Source organism: Chryseosolibacter indicum, from assembly GCF_018598585.1.
GTDB lineage: Bacteria > Bacteroidota > Bacteroidia > Cytophagales > Cyclobacteriaceae > Chryseosolibacter > Chryseosolibacter indicus.
Genome location: NZ_JAHESD010000013.1, coordinates 58,126 through 73,483 on the forward strand (window position 1 = coordinate 58,126; position 15,358 = coordinate 73,483).

Below are 15,358 nucleotides of genomic sequence, written 5' to 3' on the forward strand. Positions count from 1 at the left end.
CCTGAAACAGGCCAAAGACAGGGGATTGAAACCTCGAGAAGAAGCTTTCATTTTCTTCTTTTCCTGGCCGATTGTTCAACAAAAACAGCAGTTAATTTATCTGTCATTTCCCTTTCCTTACGCTATTTTCAGATCAGCTTCCTATTTAGCAAATATCAGCGGGTAACGGTGCTGAAACGCCTGTAAATCACATAGATGCTTTATCAGTTGGAATGTGTATGTATTTTCTGCTGTGAGACAAATTGTGACGAATGTTCTTAGAATCACCTTATTGTCCCACCTGAGGCCATTAATGCCTTTGTTCCGGGCTTGATTGTCAGGTTTCCTATCAAATCTGCGGCTCAGCACAGCTAAGATATCAATGGGAATAGATTGGGAATTCATTCTGCCAGCACCGTGCGAGCACCATGTGTGCGCCATACCTGCGAGAAATACCCCTATTTCTCGCAGACATACTGTACGCAGGGTGCTGGCATGGTGCTCGCATCGTACATTTCGAAGCTTATTGCGCCGATATTGGAAAGCTAAATCGCAGCATTCGTAAAAAGACTAAAAATACCTTATGACCGCGTATGGATTGCGGTATGCCAGCCTACTTTTGCTCAAAAAGCAATACAATGGAAAAGATTAAAAAGATCCAATAACAGAAGTCAACGTACCATCAGTAATGAGATTAGCAGGTGAGAATCAGGAGACGCTACTTTTATTTCAAACAGAAGTGCTAAAACTGCCTGCTCCTGAGCATCACAAGCGTGCAACCTTCTACAGCTTCTACACCTTGCTGTTCTGCCATCTTTTCAAATTCGGGATTTTCTGTTCCTGGGTTGAAAATGATCCGTTTGGGCTTCAATTGGAGAATATAATCATACCACTCCGGCTGCCGTTGAGGTCCAATGTAAAGCGTCACAGTATCAACGTTTTCTACCTTCGGCTTTTGGAAAATATCAAGTATCTGAGTACCAAACACCTCTCCTTTTTTAATACCAATAGGCACTATTTCATGCTTATACTCCGTCAACATACGGGCTGCGAGGTAAGCGTATCTTGACTGATCTGTTGTGGCTCCTATTATTACTGTCTTCTTCACCTGAATTGGGTTATTTGAACTATTAAACAATTTCTATACGTTACCAACAAATTAGATATAACTTGGTTCAAATTTAATATCACTTATGCTATTTCGCTTATTTATTGCTTGTTGCCTGCTTATCTCAGCAACTGCTTTCGGTCAGTCTAAAAAAGGAAACGCTTATAACTACACGGTCGACTTAACCAGAGTTACCAATGACAGAGTCTATGTGGAATTATCTCCACCTTCAATTAGTGAATCCGAAACCATATTTTACTTTCCGAAAATTGTCCCTGGAACCTATGCCATTGCCGATTACGGCCGTTATATCGCAGAGTTTACAGCGGTCGATAAAAAAGGCAACAAACTTCCTATAGAGAAAATAGATGATAATTCTTATAGAATTAAAGACGCAAAGAAGCTCAGCAAAGTAACTTACTGGGTTGATGATACCTGGGACACCACAACAACAGGCCCGGAGATTTTCTGGCCTGCAGGAACTAACATTGAAGAACAGAAAAACTTTGTTATCAACACAAGCGGTTTCTTTGGTTACTTTGATGGTAAAAAAGAAAATCCTTTTCAATTTAACGTTGTCAGATCAAAAGATCTTTATGGATCTACAGGATTGATACCTTCCGCTACAGGTGCATCTCCATCCTCTATTAAATTGGAAAAAACCGGTGATAATCAGAATAAAGTAGTAGACGTATACAAGACCTCTGACTATGATCAGCTTGTAGATTCTCCGCTTATGTATAGTAAGCCCGATACTGCGCTTATCAAAGTAGCAAATACAGAGGTACTTATCGGATCTTATTCACCGAACAATAAAATCACTGCAAAGCAGATAGCAGCGAGCATTCGTGAAGTGCTTATGGCACAGAAAGAGTACCTGGGTGGAAAACTACCCGTTGATAAGTATGCTTTCATCTTTTATTTCACTGACAAGCCTGTTCTAAGTTACGGTGCTTTGGAGCATTCTTATTCATCCATGTACTATATGCCAGAGGCAACTATCGAAGAGATGAATCAGCAACTTCGCGATTTTGCTGCTCATGAATTTTTTCATATCGTAACGCCACTTACCGTACATTCTAAAGAAATAGACGACTTTGATTTTAACGATCCTAAGATGTCTAAACACCTGTGGATGTACGAAGGCGTAACAGAATATTTTGCAGGAAATGTTCAGGTTAAGTATGGTCTTATTACACCTGAAGAATACATCGGTACTCTCCAGGAGAAAATGCTTACTGCAGATCAGTTTAAGAATGATGTGCCCTTTACGGAAATCAGCAAATTTACGCTAGATAAATACCATGACCAGTACTACAATGTGTATCAAAAAGGTGCATTGATTGGATTATGCCTTGATATAAAATTGAGAAAGCTATCAAAGGGTAAATACGGGCTAAGAAACCTAATGCTTGATTTGTCAAATAAATATGGAAAGAATAAAGCCTTTGAAGATGATAAGCTCTTTGAAGAGATTACAAAGATGACATACCCTGAAATTGGTGAGTTCTTTAACAGATATGTAAATGGTACTGAACCTCTTCCCCTTCAGGAAGTATTTAGTGATGTTGGGATTGGTTACACGCCGGAAGAAACATTTGAAGATTATAGCCTTGGCATCGGAAACGAGAATGTAGGTGTTACCCAAATTGATAATAAACCAAAAATACAAATTGCATCTACTGCAATGATGAACGCCATGGGAACAGCGCTGGGCTTCCAGGAAGGAGATGTACTGATGAAAATTAATGGAGAAGAAATTCCGGATCTTGGCCCTGAATTCGGTCCATTTATTCAAAAACACATAGCAGCATTGCAAACTGATTCTGTTTTGACTTATACAGTATTAAGAAAAGATGTGAATGGCGAGAACAAGACTGTTGAACTTTCAGCTCCTGTTAAAAAAGTACAATTATCACGAAGACATAATTTAGAACCTCTTCCATCCGCTACTGAGGAGCAACTTGCGTTACGCGACTCGTGGCTAAAACCATAAGTGGCATTAATAGAAAAAAGTCCGGGATTGCATGCGGACTTTTTTCTTTTATACTTATTTATTTCTTGTTAACTTTTTTAAGTTAAACTGTCTTTACAATTTTAGTTACAGCTTCGGCACAACGCTCTCCATCCATAGCTGCAGATACAATTCCTCCTGCATAGCCCGCTCCTTCACCACATGGAAACAAGTTTTTTATTTGAGGGTGTTGTAATGTTTCTTTATCGCGTGGGATACGTACAGGAGATGATGTTCTGCTCTCAACACCAACAATCTGTGCTTCATTGGTAAAATATCCGCGCATCTTTTTTCCAAAAGCTTTGAATCCCTGCTGTAAAGCGTTAGAAATAAAATCGGGTAGCACTTCGCGAAGATCAACAGACGCAAGACCGGGCTGGTACGATGTTTCAAGCAAAGTCTTTGACACTTTTCCCTCTACAAAATCAACAAGCCTTTGACCCGGAGCAACCTGGGTACCTCCCGCAGCTGTACATGCGCGTCTTTCTATTTCTTCCTGGAAGCGAAGTGCGGCAAGTGGGCCATGGTCTTTATAAGCCTGAAAATCTTCAGGCTCAACCGCTACCACAATACCCGAATTTGCATATTTGGAATCGCGACGGGAAGGACTCATACCGTTTACTACAACTTCTCCCGGAGCGGTTGCTGCAGGTACTATAAATCCGCCTGGACACATGCAAAATGAAAATACGCCACGTTCCTTTCCTCTTACGCTTGCCTGATGTACAAGGGCATATGAGCTAGCAGGTAGATAAGGACCACGATCTATAGCGCAGTGATATTGAATCTGGTCTATCAATGTTTGAGAATGTTCTACTCGTACGCCTAACGCAAATGGTTTTTGTTCAATAAGAATTTTCTTACGATGGAGTAGTTCAAATATATCGCGTGCTGAATGGCCTGTTGCCAGAATAAATGCTTCTCCTTCAACCTTATTTCCATTTCTTGTTAACACAGCTGTAACAATGTCATTTTCTACAATAAGATCAGTTACACGACAATCGAAATGAACTTCTCCTCCGTAGTTAATAATTGTTTCTCTTAGGGCAGCAACAAGTTTTGGAAGTTTATTCGTACCGATATGAGGATGGGCATCAAACAATATATCGGACTTTGCCCCTTGCGATACCATTTTCTCAAGAATCCTGTTGATGTCGCCTCTCTTTTTAGATCGCGTATAGAGCTTGCCATCAGAATACGTTCCTGCACCTCCCTCTCCAAAACAGTAGTTGGAATCAGGATTTACAATGTGTGCTTTATTAATAGCGGCAAGGTCTCTTCTTCTGGCCTGCACATCTTTTCCTCTTTCAAGAATTACCGGCTTGTATCCAAGTTCTATCAGACGAAGCCCTGCAAACAAACCTGCCGGACCACTTCCTATTACAATTACTCTTGGTTTATTGCTAACATCACGATAGTCAAAGCTATTCTTTACAGGAACGTTATCTTTTATATCATATACTTCACATTGAAAACGGACGCATACTTTTTTACCACGAGCATCAATAGAACGCTTTACCGGGTTAACAACAACGCTTCCATCATTTGGCAAGCCTAGTTTCTTGTAAAGAATTGCTGGGAATAATTCCTCGTTGAAGGCCTCTTCAGGCCATAGGGTGAGTTCTGTAAGGTGCATAAGTCTGAAAGGTATCTATCCTTTATTGACGATTCACAAAGGTAACAATACACTTGAAGAAATCATTTCCTTAACGGAAAGAAAAAACGTGGCCGATATTTAAGCCGAAATGAATGCTGGCTGAGATCTTCGATTTCTTAATATCCTCGAAGTATGACTTGTATTGATCATCTACATCAAAGCCACGGTAACCGACGTTTCCTGAAACAAAAGTGTCGATGGTAATGCCTTTCGCATTATTACGCTTCATAATCCTGTAGCCAAAAACAGGGCCGTACTCGATGCGCTGTTCAACAGCACCAAAAGTGAAGATATTGGTGCGCGTAGAGGTTATAACCTCATTTACAAAATGGCCGTAGTTTGTGAACCTAACCTCATGTCCAAAATACCACATGCCGGCCTTCATCTGGTTGTAAAGCTTCTGCTTGATGCAAATAGCATATCCCCGCTCAAACTTTTTACCTGAGGGAATCTTTGAATCAGCCAAAAAGAAGGGATCCCTTATTCCAATGAATTCAAACTCATGACCTAAGCGTTCCTGCATATAGAATTCAAATGCAATAGGCAGCCGTCCTGCAAAGGTCATAATCGGATTACCTGCTATTATCAGACCTCTGAATTCGTTAAAACGGGCGTCAAAGTGTGTGAAGGTTCTTCTCTTACTGGAACCAGTATTTGCCGTGCCCTTGCCCGCCATCGATACGATATCTTTCCCTAGTTTTTTGTTATCGTAAAAAGGTCGATAGTAGCCTGAAAGCTTCCCGTCATTTTCATAAATCTCCCAGGTGCCTGTCTTTACTTCTCCATCTAAGGTACCCTTGGTCTGCAGGTTTCCGTTGGGATAATATCCATAGTACACACCTTTGCCATTTTTATATTCACACTCTCCCTCGCGGACTCCATGTTCATAATAATACTCCCACTTACCCTCTCGCTTGTCGTTAACAATCTTCCCTGTTGTTTTTAATTTCCCGCTGGAATAATATTCTCTATATTCTCCTTCACCTGCAGCATAAGATGTCTCACTCTTTACAATTCCACCTGTGCTCATCGTCTTCCATATTCCACTTTTCTTACCTCCCTCGTATTCTCCGGCAGATGATACTGATCCATCTTCAAAATAGTGCTCCCATTTTCCTGCGGGAATATCGTGAGCAAAAGAGCCTCTCGATGAAACTTCTCCATTGGGATAATACGTAATCCACTCACCTTGCTTCTTGCCATTGTTATATTCACCCTGCGATTGAAGTGTTCCATCTTCAGCGTAGAAGCGCCAGTGTCCAACATTTCTGGTGCCCATTCGTGGCCCCTCAGATAATACCTTGCCGGAATGATAGTACTCGGTATAAGTACCATAATCATCCGTGTAATCAATCTCCCCTTTTAAAACTCCATCTTCAAAGTACATCTTCCATAAGCCAACACGCTTGTTTGTTTTGTACTCTCCTATTTCTTTTACCTGACCGTTCTCGTAGTACATCTTCCATTCTCCATCCCGGCTCTTGCCGTTGATGTTCCCTTCCATACTTTTCCGGCCGCTCTCATAGAAGTATTCCCATACGCCAAAGTTGGCATTTTGCCGAAGTATACCACGCATCTTAAGGTTACCTGTCTCGTAGAAGAACTCCCATATACCTGTTGTCTCGTTGTTGGTAAACTGGCCTTTAGATTCAACCTTGCCGTTTAAGTAATAAGAAATGTATCGTCCGTGAAGGATGTTACGGATGGTATCTTTAACCTGGTAAACTTCCTTTACATGTTTACGCTCTTTGTCATGAAATGTCTGCCTTGTATATCCCTGTCCCAATAGCTGATAGGATATATTGAGTAAGAGAAGGGGTAAAAGGTATACCAGTTTCACTCGCAGAAATTATATCTGCTAATTTATCAAGATTATAAATGAAAGAAGTTGCGATGTAAGTTAATGGGTGATTTCATTCGTAATGTTCTTCTTAACAGCCGCAAGTCCCCACTCGCTTTTCTCCTGCTCAGACCATAGCTCAGGAAAGAACATTCTGCGTTGAAATCTCGGTGGCAGGTACTTGTGCCAGTTTGTTCCTCCGGTAGCTTTTACATTTTCAGGATCTTTCTTCAGATATCTGCCGGCTGATTTAAGATGGGCAAGTGGCCAGAGAACATTGGCGTAAGTGTCATATTCGCGAAGCTTCTCAATTATTTTTTCTTTTTGAGTTGCATTAGCGAAATTCTTCAAGAAGATCTGATGTAAATTTCTTTCCCGATGTTTATTAGCTACCGCATGGAATTCATTCATGTACTTATTCTCGAACTGAATAAGTGTTAATGTCTTCTTCCCTGTTGCAAGATCTGTTGCACCACTCTTCCAATAGATCTTTTCAAGCATAGCCGGAATATCAGCATTTTTCAAAACATCACGCTCTTTTTCTGTAACAAGATTGATCAGTTCGGTAGAGCCAAATTCAATAAGCCGGTATTGGGCAGATTGAAATCCGCTGGCAGGAAGTAACGCCATCCTGAACTTGAGGAACTGTTCTTTTTCCATACCTTCAACCATTACATCAAAAGATCCTTCAAGACTTTTAAAGTAGCGAATAATCCTGTCCAGGCGCTCTAGGAAAAATTTCTCATCAATTTCATTTCTGAAACAAATTTGTTCAATTTCAAGAAGAATGAGTTTAAAATATAACTCTGTGATCTGATGATACATGATAAACACCTTCTCATCAGGAAAACTTGTTTTAGGATTTTGTAAGCTTAGTAAGGTATCTACATGAATATAATCCCAGTATGTAATGTAGTCGGAATAGAGAAGGCCATCCAGGTAAGAAGAAAGATCCTGGCCCATATAATCATATTTGGCCTGTAGTTTCTTCAATTGTTCAATTAATTGATCATCAACCGGATTCTCTGCCATTTCTGAAAAAATATATGTTAATTACTTCCCTAAATTAGGGCGAAGTTAAAGGAATAATCCAAATAGTATGTCAGCACAAACCAGAACAGCCGAAAATAGCGGGAAGTCACTTAAACAAGACTTATTTGAGCATCCGGATTTTTATCAGATAGACGAACTTTTAACAGAAGAGCATAAATTGATAAGAAGTTCAATACGTGATTTTGTTAAACGTGAAATATCGCCATACATAGAAGATTGGGCACAACAGGCACATTTTCCCTATGAGATCGTAAAGAAGTTTGGTGATGTTGGTGCATTTGGTCCCAGCATTCCTGCTGAATATGGTGGCGGCGGACTTGACTATATCTCATATGGTTTGATCATGCAGGAGATTGAACGCGGAGATTCTGGCATGCGTTCTACCGCATCTGTTCAAGGCTCCCTTGTAATGTATCCCATTTATAAATTCGGCAGCGAACAACAACGAAAAAAGTATCTTCCCAAGCTTGCATCTGGTGAGTGGTTGGGATGTTTTGGATTAACTGAACCAGACCATGGCTCCAACCCTGGTGGTATGGTTACGAACTTCAAAGATATGGGCGATCATTACCTTTTAAATGGCGCTAAGATGTGGATCTCCAATTCCCCGAAAGCAAACCTCGCCGTTGTATGGGCCAAGAATGAACAAGGCAGAATACAAGGGTTAATTGTAGAACGTGGTATGGAAGGTTTTTCAGCACCTGAAACACATAACAAGTGGTCGCTGCGTGCCAGCACAACCGGTGAGCTGGTATTCGATAATGTAAAAGTGCCGAAAGAAAATCTCCTACCAGGAAAAGACGGCTTAGGAACGCCACTGATGTGCCTTGATTCTGCACGTTATGGAATAGCTTGGGGTGCCATTGGTGCTGCCATGGATTGCTATGAGTCAGCCCGCAGGTATGCACTTGAAAGAAATCAGTTTGGTAAGCCGATAGCCTCATTCCAGCTTGTTCAGAAAAAACTCGCAGAGATGCTTACAGAGATAACAAAAGCACAGTTACTGAACTGGAGATTAGGAACACTAATGAACGAAGGAAAAGCAACTACTGCCCAGATTTCATTGGCTAAGAGAAACAACGTGCATACCGCACTTGAGATTGCCAGAGAAGCACGGCAGATACATGGAGCAATGGGCATCACAGGAGAATACCCGATTATGCGCCACATGGCCAATCTTGAGTCTGTTATTACCTATGAAGGTACGCATGATATTCACTTACTCATTCTTGGCAATCACATTACTGGTATTCCTGCTTTTGTTTAAAATTATCGGATAAGTCTTAATTAGACAAGGCATAGAATAACTGACTATAGCGTTTAAACTGAGAAGAGTTCAGTTTTCCTTAACTTCTGTGCGGCGTTGGTGGGTGCTTGTTTCTTCAACCGTACAATACGTCATCTGAAAAAGAAAGGCGTGAGCTTTCCAAGCTCACGCCTTTTAATATCGAACATCAGGATTAACTTAATCGACGTATGCTGTAAAAGTAAAACGCTGAACAGGGTTCCTCGGGTCGTTGGTATAAATTGTTACTGCCTTTTGCTGTGTCCCCTTCCTGTCCTGTGAATTAAATGAAACCTTAATAACACTGCTCTCGCCTGGCTTCAACGATGTTTTTGCTGCTGATGCTGTTACGCAGGTGCAGTTGCCTTGCACTGCTTTAATATCCAACTGTTTTCTGCCTGTGTTTGTAAAGGCAATCTCACGATCAATGCTGCCACCTTCCCCAACTCTTCCAAATTCCAAAGAGGTATATGCCAGCTTCATCTGAGGTGCTTTTTGCATATCTTCAGCTGACAGCTGGGGGAAGTAATCTTCTATTGTTGCGTATACCGAAAAAGGCTTTACAGGATTTATATCATCGTTGGTATGCAGCTCTACGTTATCTGATTGAAAGCCATACTGGTTCTTAATCTTTCCGTTATAGCTAACCTTTAAAACGCCCCTCGCACCGGGTGCCACAGTTGTAGGTTGAATTTCAAGTTTAATATGAGCCGGAGAAACTCCTTTACCTGTAAATACCAATGGCTTATCGCCTCCATTAATAAAAGGAAACTCCTTCATCGCAAACTCATCTCTTAAAAACACTTTACCCATATTAAAGGCCGAAACCTTCAATTTCAAACTACCATTTGAAAACGTGAATTCCGATTTCTCATCGTGCATGCCTTCAGATGTTACATTTCCCTTTATCTGCAAAATCAAAGGGCTCGCTTCGAGATCCGTAGTGACAGTTAATGATTTATTGAAGTATCCAGGTCTTCCTTTAGGATTATAACTTGCTTGAATAAACCCATTCTTTCCTGGCGCTATTGGTTCTTTAGACCATCCGGGTGTAGTACAACCACAGGAAGCCTGAACGTTTAATATTTTTACTGGTCTTGATCCTGTATTTGTGAACACAAATTCATATGTCACTGGTCCTTTATCTTCAGCTACCGATCCAAAATCATGTATTTCTTCACGGAACTGCAGCACCTTTGTTTGCTGCCCCTGACTCACGTAGAAAGAAGTAAATAATAAAAGGAATCCAAATAGACTTTTCATAGGTTGAACTTGTTGCGCAAATTTAACGAATGTCGGCAGAAATAATTTCATCAATCAGCCAAATCCATTTCTTTGTAACTATTTCTTTTCTTTGCGATTAATATGGCACGAATACTAACTGGCATCCAAAGCAGCGGTAAGCCGCATCTTGGTAATCTCCTCGGGGCAATTATACCCGCTATTAAACTTTCTCAGCAACCAGGAAATGAATCGTTATTCTTTATTGCTGATCTTCATTCACTTACAACCATCAAGGATGCCCAAACAAGAATTAATAATACACGTGCAGTAGCTGCTGCGTGGCTGGCCTTTGGCTTCAATGTAGAGAAAAACTACCTGTATCGCCAGTCAAGAATCCCTGAGGTGTGTGAGCTTACCTGGTATCTTAACTGCATCACGCCTTATCCCATGCTTGCCAATGCCCACTCTTTTAAAGATAAAGCAGAACGACTTTCTGATGTAAATGCAGGCTTGTTTACCTACCCAGTATTGATGGCTGGTGACATTATTCTTTATGACGCTCACTTTGTACCGGTGGGTAAGGATCAGCGTCAGCACCTTGAAATGGCGAGAGATATAGCCACTGCGTTCAATAATCAATACGGTGAAACATTTGTTATTCCCGAAGCCAAAATCGAAGAGCAGGTAATGACAATTCCAGGCACTGACGGTCAGAAAATGAGCAAATCGTATGGTAATATCATCGATATCTTTCTTCCTGACAAGGAGCTAAGAAAACAAGTAATGTCAATTGTTACCGACAGCACTCCCCTGGAAGCACCAAAGAACCCGGACACCGATAACGTGTTTGCCATCTACAATTTGTTGGCAAGCGATGAGCAAAAGACAGCAATGCGAAATAAATACCTTGCTGGTAACTACGGCTACGGACATGCGAAGCAGGAGCTTTATGAACTTATCATCCTAAAATTTGCTAAAGAGCGCGAAGCATTTAATTACTATATGAGCAATACCGATGAGCTTGAAAAGAAGCTGGAACAGGGAGAAGCAAAAGCACGAATTATTGCGCGTGAAGTCCTACAAAGAGTAAGAAAGAAAGTAGGCTTTGCCTAAACTAAATCAATAGTAAGTAGTAATAGGACTACTACTTACTATTGTCAACTATGAATAGCTTTTAATATCAACCCAATTACTTGGCCGTCCAGACAACTTCTTGCTTGTCTTTGCCTATCAGCAATATAAATCGCGTTGGATTAGTTGTTAAAGTAAGTTTCGTGTCTTTTCCTTCGTACTTCTCTACCTCTACTGGCACACCTTTACCTATGTAAGCAATGGGCATTAAAACATCGGTATCAGGACAAAGCTCGTCGTGAATATCCTGTAGTACTTCTTCCAGGTACTCGCCATACTCATCCTGAAAATCGTCTTCAAGATCGTGAAGCTCTTCCTCTAGATCATCGTATTTTGGATTGTTGTAATCAAGCTTCGCTAGTTCTTCTCTCTTCTTTAAAATTTCCTGTACAGCCTTATCTAATGCTTTAACGTCCATGTTATAACTTTTTTGTAAAGATTATAGAATTCGTTGAAATACAAAACGACCGCAACAATTCTTCTGCCCGGTCCATCCCTTTTGTACATATAATATTTTGTATATCAGCACTTAATAAACCATATGAACAAATAAAAATTTATGTTTTTGAAATCAACAGAAGTTCATTCCAAATCCTTCTCTCCTACGTTTGCAAAGGCTACTTTTAACTGAAATTTAACCCTATAATTTATGGCACAAGACTTCCTCCCGATCAATGGAACTGACTATATTGAATTTTACGTAGGTAATGCAAAACAAGCCTCCCTATACTACCAGCATTGTTTAGGTTTTGAACTTGTTGCCTATGAGGGGCCTGAAACAGGTGTTCGCGACCGTGCTTCATATGTTCTCCAGCAGAACAAAATCAGGTTTGTTCTTACCACTTCATTACAAAAAGATTCTGAAATAGCTGAGCATGTAAAATTGCACGGAGATGGGGTTAAAGTTCTAGCTCTATGGGTTGATGACGCCAGAAAATCTTTTTATGAAACAACCACAAGAGGTGCAGAACCTGCGCATGAGCCAAAGGTAATTAATGACGAATTTGGAGAAGTAGTACTTGCCTCTATTAAAACATATGGCGATACCATTCACACATTTGTAGAAAGAAAAAATTACAAAGGCGCTTTCCTTCCGGGGTACAAAGCCAGAAAGAGTACACTTCAGATTCAACCAATCGGATTGAAACATGTAGACCATTGCGTAGGAAATGTTGAATTGGGAAAAATGAATTATTGGGTTGACTTCTATGAGAAAGTCATGGGCTTTAATCTGCTTATTACTTTCGACGATAACGACATTTCTACTGAATACAGCGCGTTAATGTCGAAAGTGGTGTCTAATGGAAATGGATACATTAAATTCCCTATTAACGAGCCTGCCTCAGGAAAAAAGAAATCGCAGATCGAAGAGTACCTCGATTTTTACCACGGCCCGGGGGTACAACACATTGCCATTGCTACTGACGACATCGTTTATACTGTAAGCGAATTACGAAGACGTGGCATGGAATTTTTATATGTACCTGATACCTATTATGAAGATATCCTCGAACGTGTCGGAAATATTGACGAAGATCTTAAGGAACTTAAAAAACTAAATATTCTGATCGACAGAGATGAAGAAGGTTATCTGCTTCAAATTTTCACAAAACCAATTCAGGACAGGCCTACTGTTTTCTTCGAAATTATTGAAAGAAATGGAGCCAAATCATTCGGTAAAGGAAACTTCAAAGCATTATTTGAGTCCATTGAACGTGAGCAAGCATTGCGAGGTAATCTGTAATAATCCTTTTACAGAAGTTATTTCGTTTAACCACTACAATATTCTCTATGGCGGTCGAAGTTGATCCGCCTTTTTTTATTTTTGAAACCATAAAATAAATTATACGCATGTCCGCACTTCTTGAACAAGTTCAAACCAAAGCCAAAACCTGGCTGAGTAGTTCAGTAATTGATCAGACAACCAAAGAACTGGTGAAATCATTACTTGAAAAACAAGACAATAAAGAGTTAATCGATAATTTCTATAAGGATCTTGAATTTGGAACCGGAGGTTTGCGGGGTGTAATGGGTGCAGGCTCAAACTGCATGAACCAGTATACAGTAGGTGTTGCTACCCAAGGGCTTGCCAACTATCTGAATAAGACTTATGCAGGTAAAACAATTAAGGTAGCCATCGCCCACGATAGCCGTAATAATAGCAGATTCTTTGCTGAAGTTACAGCCAACGTATTTTCAGCAAACGGAATCCATGTTTATCTCTTCTCAGAGTTAAGACCCACTCCTTTGCTCTCATTTGCTATACGTTTCTTGAATTGCCAATCAGGCGTTGTTGTTACCGCCTCCCATAATCCCAAAGAATACAACGGATATAAAGCATATTGGAGCGATGGAGCGCAAGTTGTTCCTCCGCACGACAAGAACGTAATTGAAGAAGTTAAAAAGATAACTTCTTTTGACCAGGTTAAATTTACCCCTGAAAAATCACTTATCCATACCATTGGCCCTGAAGTTGAAAAGGCCTATTATGAAGAAGTAAAGAAACTGATCCCTAATAAAGAAGTAATACAACGTCATCACAACATTCCATTGGTTTACTCAAGCCTTCATGGGGCAGGTATTACCATGGTCCCTGAATGCTTAAAGCAAATTGGTTTTACCAACATTCATGTTGTAGACGAGCAGAAGCAACCAGATGGCAATTTCCCTACAGTACAATCTCCCAATCCTGAAGAACAATCCGCCATGGAAATGGTGATTAAAAAAGGAAAGGCGGTAGGCGCTACAATGGTTATGGCAACAGACCCTGATACAGACCGGGTAGGCATTGGTGTTCGTAAATCAGATGGAGAGTTCACGCTCTTAACTGGCAATCAGGCATTCGCTTTAATGATGTACTTCATTATGAAGAATTTGAAAAGCACTGAAAATGCTTATATCGCTAAAACGATAGTTACAACGGAGCTTGTTGATACCATGGCAAAGCGCTTAGGCGTTGAGTGCTACAACACCCTTACAGGCTTTAAATACATTGCCGAATTAATGGGCAAGCTTGAAGGCGTAAAGAAATTTGTAGCTGCCGGAGAAGAGAGCTATGGATACATGGTAGGTGACTTTGTAAGAGACAAAGATGCTGTTTCTGCATGTGCTTTCTTTGCTGCCATGGCTGCAAATGCTACTGATCAGAATAAATCATTGTATGATTGGCTTATTGATATGTATGTAGAATTTGGCTTCTACAAAGAGCATTTACTAAATGTAACTAAAAAGGGTCAACAAGGCGAGCAGGAAATAAAGGCAATGATGGAGAGGTTTAGAGATAATCCTCCTGCTGAAATTAATGGAAGCAGAGTAGTGAGACTGCTTGACTATAAGTTTTTAAAAGAAAAGAACCTTTTAACAGGCAGCGAATCGCCTCTTGACTTCCCTAAGTCAGATGTGCTTCAATTCTATTTGGAAGATGGTAGCAAAGTTTCTGTTCGTCCTTCCGGTACTGAGCCAAAGATTAAGTTCTACATCAGTGTAAATACCAACCTACCATCAAAAGAAGCTTTTGACCAGGTAAATCAACAACTTGAACAAAAGATAAAAGGTATCGAAAAGTATTTGTTCTCTGCTTAAGCATAGCTATGACGGATCATTTCAGAGACATCATTGTAAAATTGTTCGACCGCGATCTTGACAAGTTAGCGGTAGAGATCAGTTTATATGACGATAAATCTTCGATCTGGAAAATTACAGGAGACATAAAGAATCCCGCTGGGAATTTATGTCTCCATCTTTGCGGCAATCTCCAGCATTACATAGGAAAAGTTCTCGGCGGCACCGATTACAAAAGAAATCGAGATTATGAATTTTCCGCAAGAGCTATTTCAAAAGAAACATTGCTTGCTGAGGTGAGAGAGACAAAGAGCACCGTTCATCACACGTTAGCCAACATCGAAGAAAACACCTTAGCGTCGCCATATCCGGAAAAAGTCTTTGATTACGACATGAATACAGATTATTTTCTGGTTCATCTGCAAGGGCATCTCAATTATCATCTGGGCCAGATCAATTATCACAGAAGACTTATCACTACTTAAGTAGTAGACTTAAAAATATTC

At 40.4% G+C, this 15,358-nt stretch carries 12 protein-coding genes; 6 read left to right on the top strand and 6 right to left on the bottom strand.

Annotation, left to right across the window (positions count from 1 at the left end; translation table 11 throughout):
• Positions 1-721: 721 nt before the first annotated feature.
• Entirely contained in the window at positions 722-1,087 is a 366-nt protein-coding gene (locus KK060_RS08270) for a CoA-binding protein (protein ID WP_254153240.1), read from the bottom strand.
• 85 nt (positions 1,088-1,172) lie between these two features.
• On the opposite strand from KK060_RS08270, the gene KK060_RS08275 reads away from it, so the two are divergent.
• A complete protein-coding gene (locus tag KK060_RS08275) occupies positions 1,173-3,083 on the top strand; it encodes a M61 family metallopeptidase (RefSeq protein WP_254153241.1) in 1,911 nt (636 codons plus the stop codon).
• An 82-nt stretch (positions 3,084-3,165) separates the two neighbouring features.
• Here the strand turns inward: KK060_RS08275 and KK060_RS08280 are convergent, their stop codons facing one another.
• The 3 genes from KK060_RS08280 to KK060_RS08290 form a co-directional block, all read right to left on the bottom strand.
• On the bottom strand, positions 3,166-4,737 hold the full coding sequence (locus tag KK060_RS08280) for an NAD(P)/FAD-dependent oxidoreductase (protein WP_254153242.1): 1,572 nt from the start codon (positions 4,735-4,737) through the stop codon (positions 3,166-3,168).
• Positions 4,738-4,807: 70 nt separating this feature from the next.
• A complete protein-coding gene (locus tag KK060_RS08285) occupies positions 4,808-6,598 on the bottom strand; it encodes a toxin-antitoxin system YwqK family antitoxin (RefSeq protein ID WP_254153243.1) in 1,791 nt (596 codons plus the stop codon).
• Between the two features lie 60 nt (positions 6,599-6,658).
• On the bottom strand, positions 6,659-7,630 hold the full coding sequence (locus KK060_RS08290) for a tryptophan 2,3-dioxygenase family protein (protein ID WP_254153244.1): 972 nt from the start codon (positions 7,628-7,630) through the stop codon (positions 6,659-6,661).
• Between the two features lie 67 nt (positions 7,631-7,697).
• Between KK060_RS08290 and KK060_RS08295 the strand changes: the two genes are divergently transcribed.
• Positions 7,698-8,918, top strand: a complete 1,221-nt coding sequence (locus tag KK060_RS08295) for an acyl-CoA dehydrogenase family protein (RefSeq protein WP_254153245.1) — start codon at positions 7,698-7,700, stop codon at positions 8,916-8,918.
• 198 nt (positions 8,919-9,116) lie between these two features.
• Here the strand turns inward: KK060_RS08295 and KK060_RS08300 are convergent, their stop codons facing one another.
• The gene (locus tag KK060_RS08300; RefSeq protein WP_254153246.1) at positions 9,117-10,199 is read right to left on the bottom strand and encodes a DUF1573 domain-containing protein; all 1,083 of its coding nucleotides are present in this window, start codon (positions 10,197-10,199) and stop codon (positions 9,117-9,119) included.
• 102 nt (positions 10,200-10,301) lie between these two features.
• Between KK060_RS08300 and trpS the strand changes: the two genes are divergently transcribed.
• A complete protein-coding gene (trpS, locus tag KK060_RS08305; RefSeq protein ID WP_254153247.1) occupies positions 10,302-11,273 on the top strand; it encodes a tryptophan--tRNA ligase in 972 nt (323 codons plus the stop codon).
• A gap of 76 nt (positions 11,274-11,349) precedes the next feature.
• Here the strand turns inward: trpS and KK060_RS08310 are convergent, their stop codons facing one another.
• On the bottom strand, positions 11,350-11,709 hold the full coding sequence (locus KK060_RS08310; protein WP_254153248.1) for a hypothetical protein: 360 nt from the start codon (positions 11,707-11,709) through the stop codon (positions 11,350-11,352).
• Between the two features lie 231 nt (positions 11,710-11,940).
• On the opposite strand from KK060_RS08310, the gene hppD reads away from it, so the two are divergent.
• The 3 genes from hppD (at position 11,941) to KK060_RS08325 (ending at position 15,337) form a co-directional block, all read left to right on the top strand.
• On the top strand, positions 11,941-13,035 hold the full coding sequence (gene hppD / locus KK060_RS08315; RefSeq protein ID WP_254153249.1) for a 4-hydroxyphenylpyruvate dioxygenase: 1,095 nt from the start codon (positions 11,941-11,943) through the stop codon (positions 13,033-13,035).
• A 107-nt stretch (positions 13,036-13,142) separates the two neighbouring features.
• Positions 13,143-14,873, top strand: coding sequence for a phospho-sugar mutase (locus tag KK060_RS08320; protein WP_254153250.1), 1,731 nt, complete (start codon positions 13,143-13,145; stop codon positions 14,871-14,873).
• 8 nt (positions 14,874-14,881) lie between these two features.
• Positions 14,882-15,337, top strand: coding sequence for a DinB family protein (locus KK060_RS08325; protein ID WP_254153251.1), 456 nt, complete (start codon positions 14,882-14,884; stop codon positions 15,335-15,337).
• Positions 15,338-15,358 lie beyond the last annotated feature (21 nt).

What these genes read in the sequence shown, in the direction of transcription:
- KK060_RS08325 (WP_254153251.1), top strand. Translation starts at nt 14,882, where the DNA reads ATGACGGATCATTTCAGAGACATCATTGTAAAATTGTTCGACCGCGAT.
- KK060_RS08290 (WP_254153244.1), bottom strand. Translation starts at nt 7,630, where the DNA reads ATGGCAGAGAATCCGGTTGATGATCAATTAATTGAACAATTGAAGAAA.
- trpS (WP_254153247.1), top strand. Translation starts at nt 10,302, where the DNA reads ATGGCACGAATACTAACTGGCATCCAAAGCAGCGGTAAGCCGCATCTT.
- KK060_RS08300 (WP_254153246.1), bottom strand. Translation starts at nt 10,199, where the DNA reads ATGAAAAGTCTATTTGGATTCCTTTTATTATTTACTTCTTTCTACGTG.
- KK060_RS08320 (WP_254153250.1), top strand. Translation starts at nt 13,143, where the DNA reads ATGTCCGCACTTCTTGAACAAGTTCAAACCAAAGCCAAAACCTGGCTG.
- KK060_RS08310 (WP_254153248.1), bottom strand. Translation starts at nt 11,709, where the DNA reads ATGGACGTTAAAGCATTAGATAAGGCTGTACAGGAAATTTTAAAGAAG.
- KK060_RS08275 (WP_254153241.1), top strand. Translation starts at nt 1,173, where the DNA reads ATGCTATTTCGCTTATTTATTGCTTGTTGCCTGCTTATCTCAGCAACT.
- hppD (WP_254153249.1), top strand. Translation starts at nt 11,941, where the DNA reads ATGGCACAAGACTTCCTCCCGATCAATGGAACTGACTATATTGAATTT.
- KK060_RS08280 (WP_254153242.1), bottom strand. Translation starts at nt 4,737, where the DNA reads ATGCACCTTACAGAACTCACCCTATGGCCTGAAGAGGCCTTCAACGAG.
- KK060_RS08295 (WP_254153245.1), top strand. Translation starts at nt 7,698, where the DNA reads ATGTCAGCACAAACCAGAACAGCCGAAAATAGCGGGAAGTCACTTAAA.